The organism is Embleya sp. NPDC059237, from assembly GCF_042754105.1.
GTDB lineage: Bacteria > Actinomycetota > Actinomycetes > Streptomycetales > Streptomycetaceae > Embleya.
Genome location: NZ_JBHZAE010000004.1, coordinates 391,127 through 409,760, shown reverse-complemented (window position 1 = coordinate 409,760; position 18,634 = coordinate 391,127). Strand labels below are relative to the sequence as shown.

At 73.4% G+C, this 18,634-nt stretch carries 14 protein-coding genes, 3 pseudogenes and 1 riboswitch; of the genes and pseudogenes, 14 read left to right on the top strand and 3 right to left on the bottom strand.

Annotation, left to right across the window (positions count from 1 at the left end):
* Positions 1 to 5: 5 nt before the first annotated feature.
* From ACFXKZ_RS15905 to ACFXKZ_RS15875, 7 genes and pseudogenes are all read left to right on the top strand, one after another.
* Positions 6 to 1,271 (top strand): sensor histidine kinase, encoded by a 1,266-nt coding sequence (locus ACFXKZ_RS15905; RefSeq protein WP_380000680.1) that lies wholly within the window; start codon positions 6 to 8, stop codon positions 1,269 to 1,271.
* Positions 1,268 to 1,918 carry a response regulator gene (locus ACFXKZ_RS15900; protein WP_380000678.1) on the top strand — a complete coding sequence of 217 codons (651 nt, stop codon included), beginning with the start codon at positions 1,268 to 1,270 and terminating at the stop codon, positions 1,916 to 1,918. Before ACFXKZ_RS15905 ends, ACFXKZ_RS15900 begins: the two co-directional genes overlap by 4 nt.
* A 211-nt stretch (positions 1,919 to 2,129) precedes the next feature.
* Entirely contained in the window at positions 2,130 to 4,172 is a 2,043-nt protein-coding gene (locus tag ACFXKZ_RS15895; RefSeq protein WP_380000676.1) for a hypothetical protein, read from the top strand.
* 746 nt (positions 4,173 to 4,918) lie between these two features.
* Positions 4,919 to 5,809: an SPFH domain-containing protein gene (locus tag ACFXKZ_RS15890; RefSeq protein ID WP_380001147.1), complete on the top strand. Its 891-nt coding sequence runs from the start codon at positions 4,919 to 4,921 to the stop codon at positions 5,807 to 5,809.
* Between the two features lie 9 nt (positions 5,810 to 5,818).
* A pseudogene (locus tag ACFXKZ_RS15885) lies at positions 5,819 to 6,028 on the top strand (hypothetical protein); the annotation flags it as partial.
* Between the two features lie 128 nt (positions 6,029 to 6,156).
* Complete coding sequence (locus ACFXKZ_RS15880; protein ID WP_380000674.1) at positions 6,157 to 6,906, top strand: GPP34 family phosphoprotein; 750 nt, start codon at positions 6,157 to 6,159, stop codon at positions 6,904 to 6,906.
* 31 nt (positions 6,907 to 6,937) lie between these two features.
* The gene (locus ACFXKZ_RS15875) at positions 6,938 to 8,005 is read left to right on the top strand and encodes a DMT family transporter (RefSeq protein WP_380000673.1); all 1,068 of its coding nucleotides are present in this window, start codon (positions 6,938 to 6,940) and stop codon (positions 8,003 to 8,005) included.
* Between the two features lie 22 nt (positions 8,006 to 8,027).
* On the opposite strand, the pseudogene ACFXKZ_RS15870 reads toward ACFXKZ_RS15875, so the two are convergent.
* A pseudogene (locus ACFXKZ_RS15870) lies at positions 8,028 to 8,423 on the bottom strand (class I SAM-dependent methyltransferase); the annotation flags it as partial.
* Positions 8,424 to 8,482: 59 nt separating this feature from the next.
* Positions 8,483 to 8,815 carry a YnfA family protein gene (locus tag ACFXKZ_RS15865; RefSeq protein ID WP_380000671.1) on the bottom strand — a complete coding sequence of 111 codons (333 nt, stop codon included), beginning with the start codon at positions 8,813 to 8,815 and terminating at the stop codon, positions 8,483 to 8,485.
* A gap of 127 nt (positions 8,816 to 8,942) precedes the next feature.
* Between ACFXKZ_RS15865 and purB the strand changes: the two genes are divergently transcribed.
* Both purB and ACFXKZ_RS15855 read left to right on the top strand, forming a co-directional pair.
* Positions 8,943 to 10,385, top strand: coding sequence for an adenylosuccinate lyase (purB, locus tag ACFXKZ_RS15860; protein ID WP_380000668.1), 1,443 nt, complete (start codon positions 8,943 to 8,945; stop codon positions 10,383 to 10,385).
* 303 nt (positions 10,386 to 10,688) lie between these two features.
* Positions 10,689 to 12,231 (top strand): annotated as a pseudogene (locus tag ACFXKZ_RS15855) (ATP-dependent DNA ligase).
* Between the two features lie 29 nt (positions 12,232 to 12,260).
* On the opposite strand, the gene ACFXKZ_RS15850 reads toward ACFXKZ_RS15855, so the two are convergent.
* The gene (locus ACFXKZ_RS15850; RefSeq protein WP_380001145.1) at positions 12,261 to 12,959 is read right to left on the bottom strand and encodes an amidohydrolase family protein; all 699 of its coding nucleotides are present in this window, start codon (positions 12,957 to 12,959) and stop codon (positions 12,261 to 12,263) included.
* Positions 12,960 to 13,206: 247 nt separating this feature from the next.
* On the opposite strand from ACFXKZ_RS15850, the gene ACFXKZ_RS15845 reads away from it, so the two are divergent.
* The 5 genes from ACFXKZ_RS15845 to ACFXKZ_RS15825 all read left to right on the top strand — a co-directional run bounded on the left by ACFXKZ_RS15845 (position 13,207) and on the right by ACFXKZ_RS15825 (position 18,617).
* Positions 13,207 to 13,704 carry a MarR family winged helix-turn-helix transcriptional regulator gene (locus ACFXKZ_RS15845; RefSeq protein WP_380000666.1) on the top strand — a complete coding sequence of 166 codons (498 nt, stop codon included), beginning with the start codon at positions 13,207 to 13,209 and terminating at the stop codon, positions 13,702 to 13,704.
* Positions 13,705 to 13,709: 5 nt separating this feature from the next.
* Entirely contained in the window at positions 13,710 to 14,534 is an 825-nt protein-coding gene (locus ACFXKZ_RS15840; protein WP_380000665.1) for a GNAT family N-acetyltransferase, read from the top strand.
* Between the two features lie 95 nt (positions 14,535 to 14,629).
* On the top strand, positions 14,630 to 15,190 hold the full coding sequence (mug, locus tag ACFXKZ_RS15835; protein WP_380001143.1) for a G/U mismatch-specific DNA glycosylase: 561 nt from the start codon (positions 14,630 to 14,632) through the stop codon (positions 15,188 to 15,190).
* A 159-nt stretch (positions 15,191 to 15,349) separates the two neighbouring features.
* Positions 15,350 to 15,538 carry a hypothetical protein gene (locus ACFXKZ_RS15830; protein ID WP_380000663.1) on the top strand — a complete coding sequence of 63 codons (189 nt, stop codon included), beginning with the start codon at positions 15,350 to 15,352 and terminating at the stop codon, positions 15,536 to 15,538.
* A 430-nt stretch (positions 15,539 to 15,968) separates the two neighbouring features.
* A riboswitch (cobalamin riboswitch) is annotated at positions 15,969 to 16,222 on the top strand.
* A gap of 76 nt (positions 16,223 to 16,298) precedes the next feature.
* On the top strand, positions 16,299 to 18,617 hold the full coding sequence (locus tag ACFXKZ_RS15825) for a ribonucleoside-diphosphate reductase subunit alpha (protein WP_380001141.1): 2,319 nt from the start codon (positions 16,299 to 16,301) through the stop codon (positions 18,615 to 18,617).
* Positions 18,618 to 18,634: the final 17 nt, after the last annotated feature.

Below are 18,634 nucleotides of genomic sequence, written 5' to 3'. Positions count from 1 at the left end.
GCGGGGTGTTCCGCATCGTTTCGTCCCGCAGCTCGCCGCGCGCCCGGCTCCGTCGCCTCGCCCGGCCCCTGGTCACGGCCGCCACCTACACGCGTGGCTTCCACCTGTTCACGGGCCTGCTCCTGGGCGTCGCGGTGGCCATGGTCTATCCCGGTCTGGAGGGCGACGGCGGGCTCGGCCATCGCGTCGCGCTGCTGGCCATGCCCGTCCCGATCCTGACCGCGTTCGGGCTGATCGCCGAGGCGCGCCGGTTCGAGGGGTTCCAGGCCCGGCTGCTGCTGCGCCCCGGCGACGAGAGCGACATCGCGGTCACCCGGTCGCAGACCTGGCCCGACCGCTGGCGCACGGCGCTGTGGCTGGTGTTGCGGGTCGAACTGGGCTGGCTCGGGCTCGCGCCGGCGGCGTCCGCGATCTTCACCGGCGTGGCGATGATCGGGTCGCCCGCCACCGGCGACGGCCTGGCGTTCGACGGGGCGAGCTTCCCGGGCGGCGCCGCACACTGGTGGCTGGTCCCGCTGGGCCTCGCCGTCATCGTCGCGGCACTGGCCTACCTGGTCGGCGCGGGCCTGCTGCTCACCGTGCTGGCCAAGCGGCTGCTCGGGCCGTCCGCGAGCGAGAAGCTGGCCGCCCTCGAACGGCGCACCGAGCAGCTGCTCGAACACAACCGGCTCGCGCGCGAACTGCACGACTCGATCGGCCACGCGCTGTCGGTGACCGTGCTCCAGGCGGGCGCGGCACGGCAACTGCTCGACACCGACCCGGCCTTCGCCGACCGGGCACTGGACGCCATCGAGGTGACCGGGCGGCAGGCCCTGGAGGACCTGGAGCGCATGCTGCTGCTGTTGCGCGACGCGCCGGAGCCGGCCGCGCCCCGACCCGGGCTGGCCGAGCTGAAGGTGCTCGCCGACACCACGCGATGCGCGGGCGCCGCGGTCGAGGTGCGGGTGCTCGGCTCGCTCGACGCGGTGCCGGCGGTGATCTCGCGCGAGGGCTACCGGATCGTGCAGGAATCGCTGACCAACGTGCTGCGGCACGCCGGTCCGGTGCCGGTCGAGGTCACGGTGGCGGTGCACGGCCACGAGGTCGAGCTGACCGTGCGCAACGACACACCCTCGGCGGAGGTGGGGCGGCGGGGGGCCGGCGGGGGCAGCGGCAGCGGGCTGCGCGGCATCCGCGAGCGGGCCGCGCTGCTGGGCGGCGAGGCCACCGCGGGGCCGCACGACGGCTACTGGCGGGTGCATGCCCGGCTGCCCCTACGGTGGGCGTCGTGACGATCCGGGTTCTGCTGGTGGACGACAACGAACTGGTGCGGGCCGGCCTGCGCGCCGTCCTGGCCGCACAGCCCGACTTCGAGGTGGTGGGCGAGGCCGACGACGGCGCGGGGGTGCTCGCGCTGGTCCGCTCGCTGCGCCCGGACGTGGTCGCAATGGATGTACGCATGCCCCGGGTGGACGGCATCCAGGCCACCCGCGACCTCCTCGCGCACCTCGATCAGCCGCCCAAGATCCTGATCATCACCACGTTCGAGAACGACGAATACGTCTACGAGGCGCTTCGGGTCGGCGCGCACGGTTTCCTGCTCAAGCGGGCCCGTCCGGCGGAGATCACCGACGCGGTGCGGACGCTGGCCACGGGGGACTCGCTGCTGTTCCCGGCCAAGCTGCGCGCGTTGGCCGAGCGATTCGGGAAGACCGCGCGCAGCGACGCGGTGGCCCGGGCCAAGCTGACCGATCGTGAGGCCGACGTGTTGCGGGCGATGGCCCGGGGATTGAACAACGCCGAGATCGCCGCGGAGTTGTACCTGGGCACCGAGACGGTCAAGACTCATGTGAGCGCGCTGCTGGCCAAGTTGAGCGCGCGTGATCGCACCCAGGCGGTGATCGCGGCCTACGAGTCGGGGTTCGTCGCGCCGGGCTGACCCCGGGGTGGGGCCGTCGGCCGGCGCGTGGCGCGTCGGGAGGTTGCCGATCGCGACTCGGGAGGCAGGCGGGGCGATCGAAAAGAGTCACACAAGACGGATTTTCGTACCATGTGTGACCCCTTCCGAGGGCGCTCGTTGGCCACCGTGCGCACGGCCCCGCACCCAGTCGCGGGCGTCGACCACGGCGCGGCGAGAGGGGACCCATCACATGCCACGCGGCGGTCACGAGAGCGCGTCCGAACCGGCGGCCGAGCCCGTCCGGGACCTCGGAAGCGACCCGGGCATCGGGGGTCCGGTGCGCCGGGCCCGGGCGGGCCTGGCCGACCTGGCCGACCTGTGTCGGCGGCGGCTCGACGGGCGCGCGGTGCACCGGACCGAGGCCCTGGTGGTCGGCCGATACCCCGAACTGGTGCGGCTCGCCTACCTGATCCTGCCGGCCGGGCTCGAGCGGCACCGTCGGGTGCTCATGGCCCACGCCCTGGTCCAGGACGCACTGCCCGGTCGGTGGCGCGACCTCGGGCGTCCACCGGGTGCGGCGGGGATGGGCGACGCGGAACTCGTTCGGCTGCGGATCGTGCGCGGCGCGCTGCTGCGATGTCGATCCACCCGGCGGTGGGCGGCCCGGCCGGCGGCGCTGCCGCAGGTCTGGGGGCTGCGCCTGTTCCCGCCGACCGGCGGCGCCGACGAGCCGGCGATCGAACAGGCGCTGGGCCGGCTGTCCGGGCCGGGGCGGGCCGCCTACGTATTGCGGGTGCTCGAAGGTCTCGACCCGGTCGGGGTGGTCGAACTGCTGCTGATCGCCGGCGTCGAGGACATCGCGAGCGCCGAGGCGGAGGCCGACGCACTCGCGGCCGGCCCGCCGGCCCGCGCCGACGGGCCCGGATCGGCGGCGGAGCGAGTGCTGCACGCCGCCCACTTCGACCCGTGCACGCTCCGGGCAACCCCGTCGGACCTGCTGCGCCGACGGCGCCGGAGGCGTACCGCGCTGGGTGCGGTCGCCGTCGCGGCGGTGCTCGCCGCCGTCGTTTCGTATGCCGGCGACGCGACCGAGTCCGGCACCCGCGTCGCGCCCGCCGCTCGGGTCGTGGTCGGGCCGCCCCGGGTGGTCCCGGCCGGCGCCTGGACCACCACCACCCGGCTGGACTTCGACGTCTGGTCCACCCGGGGCGCGCGTGCCGGCGACCGGGCGCTGACCCGGCGTGCGGTCCGGGCCTGGGTCGAGCCCGAGGCCGGCACCATCGTCGCGTTCGGCCCGGGCGCCGCCGCCGGCCCGCCGATCGGCCCGCCGCGCCTGCTGTATGCGGGCGACGTCGAGGGGGCTGCGGTGGTCCTGGTCACCGACGGCACGCGCCTGGCCCGCTACACCGAGGAGCACGGCCGCCGTCACCTCGACGTGGCCGCGGCCGACGACTCGGACGCCCGCTCCGCTTCGGCGGTGGTGCTGCACCGGGGCGTGGCGGGCGTGCGGATGTTGCTCGCGCCATGGGTGGACGAGGCGGCGATGCGGGATCTGCGCCGGCCCGACGACAAGAGCAGGCCGCTGCCGGTCACCGACGGAACCACCGCCCCGATGCCGGATCCGGGCACGGTGGCCAAGGGCTGCGCGACGGTGCCGGTGCTCGAACTGGTGTCCAGGCGGGCCGCCGACGGCCACCCGTACCTGCTCGCAGACCTGGGCGAGGTGTCCGCGACCCACCTCACCTACATGCCGCCGCCGGAGTTCGCGCACACCGGCCGGCCGGCGGAGGCGGCCTCGACCGAGCGCGCGCTGACCGTCTGGTCGCGCACGGCCTGCGTGCTGGAGACGCTGCGCGGGCGGGGGCTGCGGCTGGTGGACAACTGGGAGTTCGCGCACTTCGATCTGCCGGAGGCGGCCGGGGAGGGCATGTGGTCGTGCGTGCACGCGTTCGACCGTCGGGGCGGCGGCGACGTCGTGGTCCAGTTCCTGCCGCCCGGGGCCGACGCGGCCGGGGCGCAGACCGTCGAGCGGCTCGCCGATTCGCCCGCGTGCAGCCGTTCGGCCAACGACATCGTCACCGCCACGTGGTGGCGCGCCCGATCCGGTACCTGGTACCTGGTCGCGGCCGGCAGCCGGGACGTGGTCAAGCTGACCGCCTCTGCCCCCCTCGCCGGCTCGGCGGACGCCCGCCAACTGATCCTCAAGTCCCCCGGCCCCACCCCGAACACCACGGCCCGCCCCCAGGTGATGGCCACGCTCAAGTCCGGCGGCACCATCAAACCCCTGACCTGACCCGAAGCGACACACCGGCACCCGGCCCCGCCTGAACCGGGTGTCCGCCCGCTCCGCGCTGGGTCGCCGGCGCAACCGACACGACGACGCCCCGGGGGCACGGTCACGGCCCCCGGGCACCAGGCACCGGTGCCGCCGTTCGCCACGTTGTCCGCTGCCCGGCCGCCTGCCGCCCGCCCGCGCGCAAGGAACGCGCGGCGGCGGCCGGGTGCCGAGTGGGGGCCATGCCGCTGTCGGCCGTCTGCGTCTTGCGGGGCCGGCCGGTCGTGCGTGCCGTCACGCCGTTTGCTTGCCGAGTGCCCGTGCGGGAGGAACGCCGTCGGCGGCCGGGCGTCGGCTCGGCGCGCGGTCCGGATGCGGACCGGCTCGATGCCGGTGTCGAGGCCGTGGTCGGGGTGGGGGTTGTCCGCGCTCACCTGCCGGTGGTCCGTGTCCTGGTGCTGTGATCGTCGGTGGTGCGTGTCGTCGCGCCGCCTGTTCGTCGGCCGGCGCGCGTGGCGGGCCGCTGTTGGCCGCGGTTGGGCCGCTGTGCCACGCCTTGGGGCTGCGGGTTGTTCCTTCGTGGTTCCGTGCCGCTCGTTTCGGCGTTGTCCGTCCGTGCGGGCCGCCTGCCGCTGTCCGGCCGCTCGGGGCGGAGGTTTGGGGATTGCGGAAAAGTGATATCACTTTGCTATGGTGGTGATGACAAGTTGGTCGAGTGGGGAGTGGGCGTCGTGAGTGATTTCGGGTCCGGGACTGTCGTGGAGATGCCGGCGCCTCAGGTGCGGGAGCGGGTGGTGACGGGGGCGGCCGGGTTGCCCGCGTTGGTCGTGGGGGTGCTTTGTGTTGCCGGGGGCATCGGGTTGACCGTGGTGGGCGCGCTCCTGGACGACGGGGAGAAGGTGGCCGCCGTCACGAGTGGGATCGTGATCATCGTCCTGGCGCTGTTCGGGCTGTGTGGGCTGACCACCGTCGCGCCCGGCGAGGCGCGGGTGCTTCAGCTGTTCGGGCACTACAAGGGCACGTTGCGCAAGGACGGGCTGCGGTGGGTGAACCCGTTCACCGACCGCACCAAGGTCTCCACCCGGATCCGCAACCACGAGACGCAGACCGCCAAGGTCAACGACAACGACGGCAATCCGATCGAGATCGCCGCGGTCGTGGTCTGGCAGGTCGAGGACACCGCGCAGGCCAAGTTCGAGGTGGACGACTTCGAGGAGTTCGTCGCCATCCAGACCGAGACCGCCGTGCGACACATCGCCAACAGCTACCCGTACGACGACCACGGCCAGGGCGGCATGTCCCTGCGCGACAACGCCGACGAGATCACCGGCAAGTTGTCCGCCGAGATCGGTGCCCGGGTCGCCTCGGCCGGGGTCAGCGTGGTCGAGTCGCGGATCACCCGGCTCGCCTACGCGCCGGAGATTGCCCAGGCGATGTTGCGTCGCCAGCAGGCGGGTGCGGTGGTCGCGGCCCGGCAGCGGATCGTCGAGGGCGCGGTGGGCATGGTCGAACTGGCGCTGAACCGGCTCGAGGAAGGCGACCTGGTGGAACTCGACGACGACCGTCGGGCGGCCATGGTCAGCAACCTGCTCGTGGTCCTGTGCAGCGACCAGGCCACCCAGCCCGTGGTCAACACGGGTTCCCTGTACGCATAGTCGGTCCCCGTGACCGAACGCAAGAAGATCCTGCTCCGGCTGGACCCGGCCGTGCACGACGCGATCGCCAAATGGGCGGCCGACGAACTGCGCAGCACCAACGCCCAGATCGAGTTTCTGCTGCGCCGTGCGCTGGGCGACGCGGGCCGGATGCCGGGTAATGCCGGGCGACCGGCCCGGCGGGGTCGCCCGCCCAAGTCGGCTCCGCCGGCAGGCTCGGCCGCCGATTCCGATTCCGATTCCGATACCGAGGCCGGTGGAGGCGACGGTGGCGATCGAGGCGACCCTGGCACTGCTGGTCGGCGCGGCGGCGACGGTGGCGACCCTGGCGACGTCGAGACCGCGCCGTGACGACCACCTCGCGGGCCATCTCGCAGGCCACCGCACAGGCGGACCGAACCATCATTCCGAAGACGATCCGACGCCCCGGCGCCGAGGAGGTCGATGTGCACGCGACACTGCCCCAGCGAGTGTTCCTGCTGGCCTACAGCCCCGAACGGCAACTCATGCTGAGCCGCACCCACCTAGGGGCGACGCTGCAGGCGGCGGCCCTGTACGAGCTCCACGAGCTGGGCCTGATCCACGACGACGCCGGCAAGGTCCGGGCGACGTCGGGGCGGACGGGGCGGGCCCGAGCGGCCGTGCCGCCGTGTGAGCTGGCGGCCGATTTGCTGGCCCGGATCGAGGCGAGCGAACGGGCGTACCGCTGGCGGTACTGGGTGAAGAAGCGTGACGGCAAGGCCGTCGACCTCGTCGCGGACGCGCTGGTGCGGCACCGGGTGATCCGGTACGAGACGCACCGCCTGTTCGGGCTCATCCCCTACCGCCGGTTCGTACTGCGGCAGGCACCGATGCGCGTCGCGGCGATCAACGCGATGCGCGCCGCGCTCCGGGGCCGGGTTGCCGAGGTGCCCACCCCGGACGCGGCCCTGGCCGTACTCGCCTACCACGGCGAACTGCGCACCGTGCTCGGCGGCCGGGAGCGCCGGGAGGCGAAGGACCGGATCCGCGCGTTGTCGGCCGATCTCGGCCCCGTCCCCGGCGCGTTGCGCGAGGCGGTGCGCAATACGAAGGCCGAGTTGTCCGCCGCCGGCTGAACCGGCTTGACGGTGTCCGTACTGTCGAGGAATGACCCCCCGCACCACCCACGCCCCCGCACGCCCGCATCCCGCCCTCACCGACCGGCTGTTGCCGGGGCCGCGAGGGCGTGCGGTGTTGCTGGTGCTCGCGAGTGCGTGCTCGATCCAGTTCGGCGCCGCGTTCGCGGCCCGGCTCTTTCCCCAGGTGGGGCCCGCGGGTGCGGTCACGCTGCGCCTGGTCATCGCCGCCGCGCTGCTGCTCGCCTTCTCCCGGCCGCGGGTGCGCGGGCGCTCGCGCGGCGACTGGCTGGTGGTCGGCGGCCTGGGCGTGATGTTCGCGGGCATGAACATGTGCTTCTACGAGGCCATCGACCGGCTCCCGCTGGGACCGGCGGTCACGCTGGAGTTCCTGGGCCCGCTCGGCCTGGCCGTGGTGTTGTCCCGCCGACTGCGCGACATGGTGTGGATCGTGCTCGCGGCCGGCGGCGTGCTGCTGCTCGGCGGCGGCGGATTCGGCGGTCTCGACCCGGTCGGGGTGGTGTTCATCCTGGCCGCGGCGGCCTGCTGGGCGGGCTACATCGTGGTCGCCTCGAAGATCTCCGCGCGCTTCGACGGCATCGAGGGCCTGGCCCTGGGCTTCGTGGTGGCCGCGGTGCTGGTGACCCCGCTGGGTGTGGCGACGGCCGGCTCCGCGCTGGTCGAGCCGAAGATGCTGGGGTTGGGCGCGTGTGTCGCGCTGCTGTCCTCGGCGCTGCCGTACAGCTTCGAGATGCTGGCGATGAAGCACCTGCCGCCGGCCACGTTCGGCCTGCTGGCCAGCCTGGAACCGGCGGTGGCCGGGATGGCCGGCTTCCTGGTGCTGCACCAGTCGCTGGTGCTCGTGCAGATCGCGGGCATCGCGCTGGTGGTGATCGCCAGCGCGGGCGTCACCCTCGCCCAGTCGCCCCGGGAGACCCGGCGGACCCGGCAGGCGCGGCGGTCTCGGTCGACTCCGGGAATGTCCGATACACCCGGGCCCGGGCCCGATCCACGAGCAATTCCCGATGCAGGTGCCACCCCCACTCCGGCCGCAGCACCGGACGCTTGTGCGGAGTCACCACAACGAACGCCGTCGTGACCTCGGTCAGCGCGTAGGCCAGCGCCGGCAGCCGCGACTCGGCGAGCAGGTGCAGCGCGTAACTGCACACCACGAGCGAATACGTGCGCCCGGCCAGCGCGCCCGCCGCGATCTGCTCGAACCGCAACGGCTCGGCCGGCCGCCCGGTCCGCTCCAGGTAGGCATCGCCGGTGTACGGATCGACGCCGGTCACCTCCCGCGCGCCCAGGTCGCGCAGCGCCAGGGTGGCCTCGCCGCTGCCGCAGGCCAGGTCGAGGACCGAGGCCGCCAACCCGGGCTCGGCCGCGAACGGCCCGGTCAGCACCTCGGCCAGCACCGCCCGCACCCGCGGTTCGTGCGGGTTGCGGTACTCCGCCCCGTGGCGGGCGTAGAAACCCTCGGCGCCCAGTTCCTCGTAGGCGGGCCGGATCTTGTCCATGCCGTCGATTGTCCCCTCGCCGCCGGCCGCGCCGTCGACCGCACCGGTGGTGCGGGGCGTCAGCGGCGCGGCGCGTACATGATCAGCGCCACGCCGACCAGGCACACGCTCGCGCCGGCCACGTCCCAGCGGTCCGGGCGGAAGCCGTCCACGACCATGCCCCAAGCCAGCGAGCCCGCGACGAACACCCCGCCGTAGGCGGCCAGGATCCGACCGAAATTCGCGTCGGGCTGGAGGGTCGCGACGAACCCGTACATGCCCAGCGCGATCACCCCGAGGCCGGCCACCCACCACGGCCGGTGTTCGCGCACGGACTGCCAGACCAGCCACGCGCCGCCGATCTCGGCGAGCGCGGCGAGGGCGAACAGGACCAGGGAGCGCGCGACGATCATGGACGTACCGTAGAGGCGAAGCGCGGCGCGGCCGAACACCCGGCGCACGCGCACCGGGCCCGCCGGGCGTCCACGATCGTGGACGGCCGGTGAGAGCGGGGTCGGCGGCTCGGTAAACTCCCCGGTCGTGACGTCCCAGCCTGTGCGCAAGCCCCGCATTCCGAACGTTCTGGCCAACCGCTACGCCTCCCCGGCGCTGGCCACGCTGTGGTCCCCCGAGTACAAGGTGGTGCTCGAGCGCCGACTGTGGCTCGCGGTGCTGCGTGCCCAGGCCGACCTGGGCATCGACGTGCCCGAGGGCGCGGTCGCCGACTACGAGCGGGTGGTGGAGCAGGTCGACCTGGCCTCGATCGCCGAGCGCGAGCGGGTCACCCGGCACGACGTCAAGGCCCGGATCGAGGAGTTCAACGCCCTCGCCGGCCACGAGCACGTGCACAAGGGCATGACCTCGCGCGATCTGACCGAGAACGTCGAGCAGTTGCAGATCCGCTCCTCGCTCGAACTGGTCCGCGACCGGGTGGTGGCGCTGCTGGTCCGGCTCGCCGAGCTGTCCGCGCAGTACGCCGAGCTGGTCATGGCCGGCCGCTCGCACAACGTCGCCGCGCAGGCGACCACGCTGGGCAAGCGGTTCGCGTCGGCGACCGACGAGCTGCTGGTGGCCTACCACCGCCTCGAGGACCTGATCGCCCGCTACCCGCTGCGTGGGATCAAGGGCCCGGTCGGCACCGCGCAGGACATGCTCGACCTGCTCGGCGGCGACGAGGACCGGTTGGCCGAGCTGGAGGGGCGGGTCGCCGCGCACCTGGGCTTCGAGCACGCGTTCGTGTCCGTCGGTCAGGTCTACCCGCGCTCGCTCGACTACGACGTGGTGACCGCGCTGGTCCAGCTGGCCGCCGCGCCGTCGTCGTTGGCCAAGACGATCCGGCTGATGGCCGGGCACGAGCTGGTCACCGAGGGCTTCCAGCCCGGGCAGGTCGGGTCGTCGGCGATGCCGCACAAGATGAACACACGTTCGTGCGAGCGGGTCAACGGCTTCACGGTGATCCTGCGCGGCTACGCCTCGATGGTCGGCGAGTTGGCGGGCGACCAGTGGAACGAGGGCGACGTGTCCTGCTCGGTGGTGCGGCGCGTGGCGCTGCCGGACGCGTTCTTCGCGTTCGACGGGCTGGTCGAGACGTTCCTGACCGTGCTGGAGGAGTTCGGCGCATTCCCGGCCGTGGTCGCGCGCGAACTCGACCGCTACCTGCCGTTCCTGGCCACGACCAAGGTGCTGATGGCCGCGATCCGCGGTGGGGTGGGGCGCGAAGCCGGGCACGAGGTGATCAAGGAGCACGCGGTCGCCTCGGCGCTGGCGCTGCGGGAGGGCGTCGAGCGCAACGAACTGCTCGACCGCCTGGCCGCCGACGAGCGGCTGCCGCTGGACCGGGCCGCGCTCGACACGCTGCTCGCCGATCGGCTGTCGTTCACCGGCGCCGCGGCGGCCCAGGTGGCCGAGGTGGTCCGCCGGGTCGAGGCGGTCGCGGAGAAGCACCCGGAGGCGGCGAAGTACCGCCCGGGCGCGATCCTGTAGACAAATCGCACCTGCCGCCGAACGGGCCGGGCCATGCGGGAATCCCCGGCATGCCCCGGCCCGTTCGGCGTTCGATGTCCCGGGTTCCTCGGCGCCCCGGCGTCACCGAGGCCGACTCGGGTGCTGCGGTGGCGGCAGGACCGGCGGGCCGCCGGTCGAGCCGGGTTCCACGGCCCGGTGCCGCCGGCCGGTGGGACGGAATCGGTCGCCCGCCCGGCGGGCGACCCGGGGTCGGGGATTGAAATGTGGTCTCGGCGGTCATGGTGGGGGGAGTCGTCGGGAGGAGTGGTGGGTGTGGGGTCGCTGTTGTTTCGGGAGGTGGCCGTCGTGTCCGGGGAGATCGCGGGGGAGTCCGGGCGGACCGCGAAGGCGGAGTTGGTGGCCGACTGCCTGCGGCGGGCGGATCCGGACGAGGCGACCGTGGTGGTCGCCTACCTCGCGGGCACGCTCACCCAGCGGCAGATCGGTGTGGGGCCCGCCATGCTGCGTGCGGTGCCGCCGCCCGCGGCCGAGCCGTCGTTGACCCTCCTGGAGGTGGACGCCGCGTTGGCCGCGATCGGGGCCACCACCGGCACCGGCTCGCAGGCCGCCCGACGGGCCGCGCTCGACGCGCTGTTCGCCCGCGCGACCGAGGTCGAACAGCGCTTCCTGATCGGGCTGTTGGTCGGCGAGGTACGCCAGGGCGCACTGGACGGGGTGATGGCGGACGCGATCGCCCGCGCGGCCGAGGTACCGGCTACGGCGGTACGGCGGGCGTTGATGTTGCGCGGCGCCGCCGGACCGGTGGCCGCCGCCGCGCTGCACGGCGGCCGGGCCGCGCTCGACGCGCTCACCCTCGACGTCGGCCGCCCGGTGCGCCCGATGCTCGCCGCCGCCGCGCCGGACGTGGCCGGCGCGTTGGCCAAGCTGCGGGCCAAGGACCCCGCCGCCGAGGTCGCGTCGGAGTGGAAGATCGACGGCATCCGGGTGCAGATCCACCGCGACGGCGATCGTGTCGCGGTGTTCACCCGCAGCCTGGACGACATCACCCCGCGTGTGCCCGAACTGGTCGAGGCGGTACGGGCGTTGCCGGTGCGTACCGCCGTGCTCGACGGCGAGGCGATCGCGCTGCGCGCGGACGGCAGGCCGCACCCGTTCCAGATCACCGCCTCCCGGACCGGGACCCGCGACGCCGCGCGGCTGCGGGCCGAGACGCCGCTGACGGTGTACCTGTTCGACGTGCTGCACGTGGACGGCGAGGACCTGATCGACCGCCCCGGCGCGCACCGCTGGGCCGCGCTCGCGGACCTGGCGCCGCCCGAACTCCTGGTGCCCCGGCTGGTCACCGGGGACGACGCGGCGGCGCAGGCGTTCTTCGCCGACGCGGTCGCGCGCGGGCACGAAGGGGTGGTGGTCAAGTCCCTGGACACCCCCTACACGGCGGGTCGGCGCGGCGCCGGCTGGGTCAAGGTCAAACCGCGGCACACCCTCGACCTGGTGGTGCTGGCCGCCGAGTGGGGCCACGGCCGCCGGCGCGGCACGCTGAGCAATCTGCACCTGGGCGCGCGGGATCCGGGCGGGGACGGGTTCGTGATACTCGGCAAGACGTTCAAGGGGCTCACCGACGAACTGCTCGCGTGGGCAGACCGAGCGGTTGCGGGAGCTCGAGGTGCGCCGGGACGACTGGACCGTGTGGGTGCGACCCGAACTCGTCGTGGAGATCGCCTTCGACGGGTTGCAGACCAGCACCCGCTATCCGGGCGGCCTCGCACTGCGCTTCGCGCGGGTGTTGCGCTACCGGAAGGACAAGACGGCCGCGGAGGCGGACGACATGGACACGGTCCGGGCGCTCGCGGCCCGGGAGTGAGGGGCGCCGACCGGCCCGCCGGCGAGGGCCTACCCGCGCGGACGGTAGAAGGCGTGCGCGTTGTCGTACCGGACGGCGGCGGCCAGGTCCGGCCCGACCGCGTCGGCGATCAGGTCGAGATCGGCGTCCCGGAACGGGCGGGGCGCGCGGGTCGAGGGCAGGTCGGTGCCGGCGAGCAGGGCCCGCGGGTCCACGGCGGCGACGGCGCGCAGCGTCGCGGATACGTCCGCGTCGAACCGGCCGAAACCGGTGGCCTTGACCCTGGCGCCGTGTTCGACCAGCCGCAACAGATGCGGCAGCCCCTCCCGGGACAGGCCCAGGTGGTCGATGCCCACCCTCGGCAGCGCGGTCAACACCGGCAGCAGGTCGGGCAGATCGCGGGCGTCGAGGTACAGCTCGGCATGCCGGCCGGCGATCGCGTGGACCCGGCGGGCGAGCCGGTCCAGGTGGTCGAGCGTCGCCGAGCCGCCGCGCCGGACATTGAACCGGATCGCCCGCACCCCGGCCGCGTCCAGCTCGGCGATCCGCCGGTCGGGGACGTCGGGCGGCAGCTGGGTCACCCCGACGAAGGTGGGGCCGAGTCGGGCCGGCGCGTCGAGGAGGTAGGTCTGGTCGAAGCCCTGGAACGAGCCGGACACCACCGCGCCGCCGGTCACGCCGAGTGGGACGGCGCGGGCCAGGTAGTCGGCGGTGGTGAAGGTCGGCGGCAGGTAGCCGTGATCGGCCACGAGCGGGAAGCGCGGGTCGACGATGTGCAGATGCGCGTCGAACACGCGACGAGCGGGCGATCCGGACACGGCGGTGCCTCCGTCGGCTGCGGGAACGCCGCATACCGTACCCGGGCGCCGGCCGGGCGTGGCGGATTCGCCGCCGGAGAAGTTGTCAAATGCAACTAATTTCTTCTATGGTTGTGACAGGCAACGAAGTCGCCGCGCGGGCGTACGACCGCCCGGGCACAGGAAGGAGCGAGCCGCCATGGCCACCAGGGAAGCCTGTCGGCACCTGCTCACCGAGCTGGAGGGCATCGTCGGCGTACGCCGCGGCCTCGCCAAGGCCGTCCCGCCCGGCAGCCTGCCGCCCGGCTCCGCAGTCCTGTTCGTGCTCGGCCGCAGTGCCGAACCGCTGCGCGCCGGGCGCGTGGCCGAACTCCTCGACCTGGACATGTCCGTGGTCAGCCGACACCTCGCGCACCTGGTCGAACACGGCTGGGTGGCCCGCCGCCCGGACCCGCGCGACGGCCGGTCGGTACTGCTCGGACTCACCCCGGAGGGGCGCGCCGTGGTCGACCGGGCCACCGAGAGCTGCCTCGCGGTGATCGCCGAGCGGCTGGCCGACTGGCCGGACGAGGACGCCGAGCGACTGTCCGAACTCCTGGGCCGGTTGAAGGCGGGCTTCGGGGTGCACGCGGGCTTCGGAGGGAAAGCGGGCTTCGGACACCGGGCCGAACCGGTGCCGACGGCCGTGTCACACTGACCCGCATGCCGAAGTCCGCCGCGGAACTGCGCGCGCATTTGGAGATCTTCTACGACGCGGTGCCCCGCCGGTTCACCCGCACCGAGGCGATCGGCGCGCTGACGCTGTTCGTCCGGGAGGGCGAAGGGTGGCCCTACTATGCCCGACCCACGCTCGGCGGCCTCGCCGAGCCCACCGTCGCGGACGTGCGCGCGGTCCGGGCGCGGCAGAGAGAGTTGAAAGTGCCCGAGACGTTCGAATGGGTCCACGAGAGCACCCCCGCGTTGCGGGCGGCCGCGATCGAGGCCGAACTGCATGTACACGAGCACCCGCTGATGGTGCTCGACCCGGACGAACATCCGGCCGAGCGCCCGGATCTGCCGGACCTGGTGACGCTGCGGCGAATCCGCGCGGACGCCACCGACTTGGCGATCGTGCACAGCGTCGCGGCGATCGGCTTCGCCAATCCCGGCACCGCGCCCGGCTCCGACGGGCCCGCCGAGCGGGACACCGCAGCGCTGGGCCAGGATCCGGGCCTGCTGTCCTACCTCAACGAGCGGTTGCGCAGCGGCGAGACGGTGATGTTCGCGGCGTACAGCCCGGCCGGACCGCTGTGCGTGGGCAGTTACCAGCACCTGTACGACACGACCGAGATCGTCGGTGTGGCCACCCTGCCCGCGGCCCGGCGCAGCGGCCTCGCGGCGGCGGTGACCTGGGAGTTGGCCCGGCACGCGCTGGAGGGCGGGAGCGAGACGGTGTTCCTGAGCGCGGGGGACGAGGACGTCGCGCGGGTGTACGACCGGATCGGCTTCCGCTCGGTGGGGACGGCGATGATCGCGGAGGCGCCGTGAGCCGGCGGGACGAGGCGCGGACTGCCGAGGCGGGCGCGGAGCAGGCGGGCGCGGCGGGTACGAAGACCGATGCCGCCGCGTCGATCGTGCTGCCGATCCCGCCCGGACGCAATCCCACCGCCGAGGAGTTGGCCGCCGCGCACGGTCGGAGCATCCCGGACGTGATCGCGCCGAACCTGCGGGTGCTGTTCTGCGGGATCAACCCGGGGCTCTGGTCGGGCGCCACCGGGCGGCACTTCGCCCGTCCCGGCAACCGGTTCTGGCCGGCCCTGTACGCCTCGGGCTTCACCCCGCGCCTGATCGAGCCCGCCGCGCAGCGCGAGTTGACCACGCTCGGCCTCGGCATCACCAACGTGGTGGCCCGAACCACCGCGCGCGCCGACGAGTTGACGAAGGAGGAGTACCGGGCCGGCGGCCTGGCGCTCACCGCGAAGGTACGCCGGTACCGACCGGCCTGGTTGGCGGTGCTTGGCATCGGTGCGTACCGCACCGGCTTCGGCCGCCCCAGGGCGGTGGTCGGCCGCCAGTCGGAGACGATCGACGACACCGGAATCTGGGTACTCCCCAACCCCAGCGGCCTGAACGCCCACTGGACGGCCGCGGCCCTCGCCGAAGCCTTCACCGCCCTGCGCACCACGGCCTACCCGCCCGAATAGGAGGGCCGCGCGCGCGGGGCGCCATCCGTGCCGCCCACCATGTGCGGCGGCGACCGGGGGTCGTCGTGGGCGACCCGACCCGGGGCGGGGCCGTCAATCGACCGGGTGGCATCACCCGGTTGGTGGTTACTTCGCGCCTCCTCGTGAGGTTGGGCCGGCATGAAGATCCTGCGGGCCCCGTATGGGCCGTGGCCCACCGAGACGTTCGAGACTCCCGTCTACGAGGCGTTGGTCGCCGAATGGCGCGACTCGGGCCGGGAGGTACCCCGGCCGACGGACCGACCGCAAGGCAGCCCGCCCCGACCCGCCCGCCCACCCGGACCGGGCCCGCGCACGCGTCGCCCGTGAGCCGGCCACGCGGCGCGATCCGGGCCCGGAGGCGACGCGGCTCGTCCCGACCCGAGGGCCGGAGCCGCTGATCCGCTCCGCGTGAATCGGCCGGCCGCGGCGCGATGTGCTTCTTGTCACGCGCCCTCCGACACGCCCGGCGAGGAAGGAATTTGCCGGCCGATCGGTGCGGCGGCCGACGCGCGATCCACCGTCGATCCGGTCCGCCCCCCGCCGTGCTCCCGCCGACCCCGGCCCCGTCCCACGCGGCCCGCGCAGGCCCGGTGGGGCCGGACGGGCGCCGGGGGAGCGGGCGTTCGGGGCGCTCGACGCGCGTCGCATTGCTCGCCGGTCGTACCACCCGGGCACGTCTCCGGCGAACCGTGACACGCCGGGAATCGGGACGCGACACAACACCTGGGGGTGCAACGACCACCCCGCCACTACATATATGCTCTGCGACGCAGCTGGTTCGCCCGACCGAAGTTTCCGGGAAGGCGAGGCAAGAGGGAATCCGGTGCGAGGCCGGAACTGCCCCCGCAGCGGTGAGCGGGAACGAAAGTCGTCATAGAGCGCCGGACGCCGAAAGGCGCACGGGAAGCGACGACCGCTAGGCACTCCGCGGACCACCGAGCACACGCCGTGCCCGGCGGTGCCCCGGCATGCCCGCGAGTCCGAATACCTGCCGGCTGCCCGCGCCTTCGGGCGTGGGGTCACCTGTACGTACGAGCTCGCGAGGAGAGAGCACGTGACCGTTGTGGACAGCGTGGGCGCGACCCGGATGCGGGTCGACGAGAGCCCCGAGGACCGCCTTGCCACCCTGGTGCGCACCCAGGCGCGCGATCTGCCGGAGGTCGATCCGGATCGGGTCGTCCGCCGGGTCGTCGCGGGTCTGAACGAGGGTGCGGACCGCGGCGCGGCGGCCGACCTGGCCGTGCGAACCGCCGCCGAGCTGATCGCCGAGGAGCCCGCCTACTCGCGGCTCGCCGCACGGCTGCTGGCCGGCCGGATCGCCGACGAGGCCGCCGAGGCCGGCGTCGCCTCCTTCAGCGCCGGCATCGCGCTCGGTCACCGCGAGGGCATCATCGGCGCGGAGACCGCGGCGTTCGTCGCCGCGCACGCCGCCGAGTTGGACACCGCCGTCGACGCCGACGGCGACCGCCGCTTCGAGTACTTCGGTCTGCGCACCGTCTACGACCGCTACCTGCTGCGCCACCCCGTCTCGCGCAAGGTGGTCGAGACCCCGCAGCACTTCCTGCTGCGCGTGGCGTGCGGTCTGTCCAAGGAGCCCGGCGAGGCGATCGGCTTCTACCGGCTGATGTCCTCGCTGGCCTACCTGCCCAGCTCGCCGACGTTGTTCAACTCCGGCACCGTGCACACCCAGATGTCCTCGTGCTACCTGCTCGACTCGCCCAAGGACGAGCTGGAGTCGATCTACGACATGTACGGGCGCATCGCCCGGCTGTCGAAGTTCGCCGGCGGCATCGGCGTGGCCTGGTCGCGGGTGCGTTCGCGCGGCTCGCTGATCCGGGGCACCAACGGGCACTCCAACGGCATCGTGCCGTGGTTGAAGACCCTCGACTCGTCGGTGGCCGCGGTCAACCAGGGCGGCCGGCGCAAGGGCGCGGCCTGCGTGTACCTGGAGACCTGGCACCCCGACATCCTGGAGTTCCTCGAACTGCGGGAGAACACCGGTGAGGACGCGCGTCGCGCGCACAACCTCAACCTGGCCAACTGGGTGCCGGACCTGTTCATGCGGCGCGTCGAGGAGGACGGCGTCTGGTCGCTGTTCGACCCGAACGAGCTGCCCGAGCTGCCCGACCTGTGGGGCGCCGAGTTCGACAAGGTGTACGAAGCCGCCGAGCGGGACGGCCGGTTCGTCCGGCAGATGCCCGCGCGCGACCTGTACGCCCGGATGATGCGCACGCTCGCGCAGACCGGCAACGGCTGGATGACCTTCAAGGACGCCGCCAACCGGACCTGCAACCAGGCCGCCGAGCCGGGCAACGTGGTGCACCTGTCCAACCTGTGCACCGAGATCCTGGAGGTCACCAGCGACGGCGAGACCGCCGTGTGCAACCTCGGCTCGGTCAACCTCGGCGCGCACGTGGTCGCCGGCGAGGGTATGGACTGGGACAAGCTGCGCGCCACCGTGCGCACCGCGGTGATCTTCCTCGACCGCGTGATCGACATCAACTACTACCCGACCGACCAGGCCGCCGCGTCCAACCCGCGCTGGCGCCCGGTGGGCCTGGGACTGATGGGCCTGCAGGACGTGTTCTTCACGCTGGGCCTGCCGTTCGACTCGGCCGAGGCGCGCGAGTTGTCCACGCTGATCTCCGAGGAGATCTACCTCACCGCCCTGGAGACCTCCTCGGCGCTCGCCGAGGTACACGGCCCGCACCCGGCCTACGCCGAGACGCACGCCGCGCGGGGCCGGCTCCAGCCGGACCTGTGGGAGGGCGTGTACCCGACGCAGACCAAGCGCTGGGATGCGCTGCGCACCCGCGTGGCCGCGCACGGGCTGCGCAACTCGCTGCTCGTGGCGATCGCGCCGACCGCGACCATCGCCTCCATCGCGGGCGCCTACGAGTGCATCGAGCCGCAGGTGTCCAACCTGTTCAAGCGCGAGACGCTGTCCGGCGAGTTCCTGCAGATCAACGGCTACCTGGTGCGCGAGCTCAAGGCCCGCGGCCTGTGGACCCCCGAGGTGCGCGACCGGATCAAGCGCGCCGAGGGCTCGGTTCAGGGCATCGCCGAACTCCCGGAGGACGTACGGGAGTTGTACCGCACCGCGTGGGAGCTGCCGCAGCGTGCGCTGATCGACCTGGCGGCGGCCCGCTCGCCGTACATCGACCAGTCGCAGTCGCTGAACCTGTTCATGGCCGACCCGACCATCGGCAAGCTGTCCTCGATGTACCGCTACGCGTGGTCCACCGGTCTCAAGACCACGTACTACCTGCGCTCGCGCCCCGCGACGCGGATCCAGCAGGCGACCGTGCCCGCGCAGGCGTCCGCCGCGCCGGTCGAGGAGATCTCGGACCTCGAGGTCATCGCCTGCTCGCTGGAGAACCCCGAAGCATGTGAGGCGTGCACGTGAGCCTGCTCGATCCCGGA

What these genes read in the sequence shown, in the direction of transcription:
- ACFXKZ_RS15875 (WP_380000673.1), top strand. Translation starts at nt 6,938, where the DNA reads ATGACCCCCCGCACCACCCACGCCCCCGCACGCCCGCATCCCGCCCTC.
- ACFXKZ_RS15895 (WP_380000676.1), top strand. Translation starts at nt 2,130, where the DNA reads ATGCCACGCGGCGGTCACGAGAGCGCGTCCGAACCGGCGGCCGAGCCC.
- ACFXKZ_RS15830 (WP_380000663.1), top strand. Translation starts at nt 15,350, where the DNA reads ATGAAGATCCTGCGGGCCCCGTATGGGCCGTGGCCCACCGAGACGTTC.
- ACFXKZ_RS15840 (WP_380000665.1), top strand. Translation starts at nt 13,710, where the DNA reads ATGCCGAAGTCCGCCGCGGAACTGCGCGCGCATTTGGAGATCTTCTAC.
- ACFXKZ_RS15865 (WP_380000671.1), bottom strand. Translation starts at nt 8,815, where the DNA reads ATGATCGTCGCGCGCTCCCTGGTCCTGTTCGCCCTCGCCGCGCTCGCC.
- ACFXKZ_RS15845 (WP_380000666.1), top strand. Translation starts at nt 13,207, where the DNA reads ATGGCCACCAGGGAAGCCTGTCGGCACCTGCTCACCGAGCTGGAGGGC.
- ACFXKZ_RS15825 (WP_380001141.1), top strand. Translation starts at nt 16,299, where the DNA reads ATGCGGGTCGACGAGAGCCCCGAGGACCGCCTTGCCACCCTGGTGCGC.
- ACFXKZ_RS15890 (WP_380001147.1), top strand. Translation starts at nt 4,919, where the DNA reads ATGCCGGCGCCTCAGGTGCGGGAGCGGGTGGTGACGGGGGCGGCCGGG.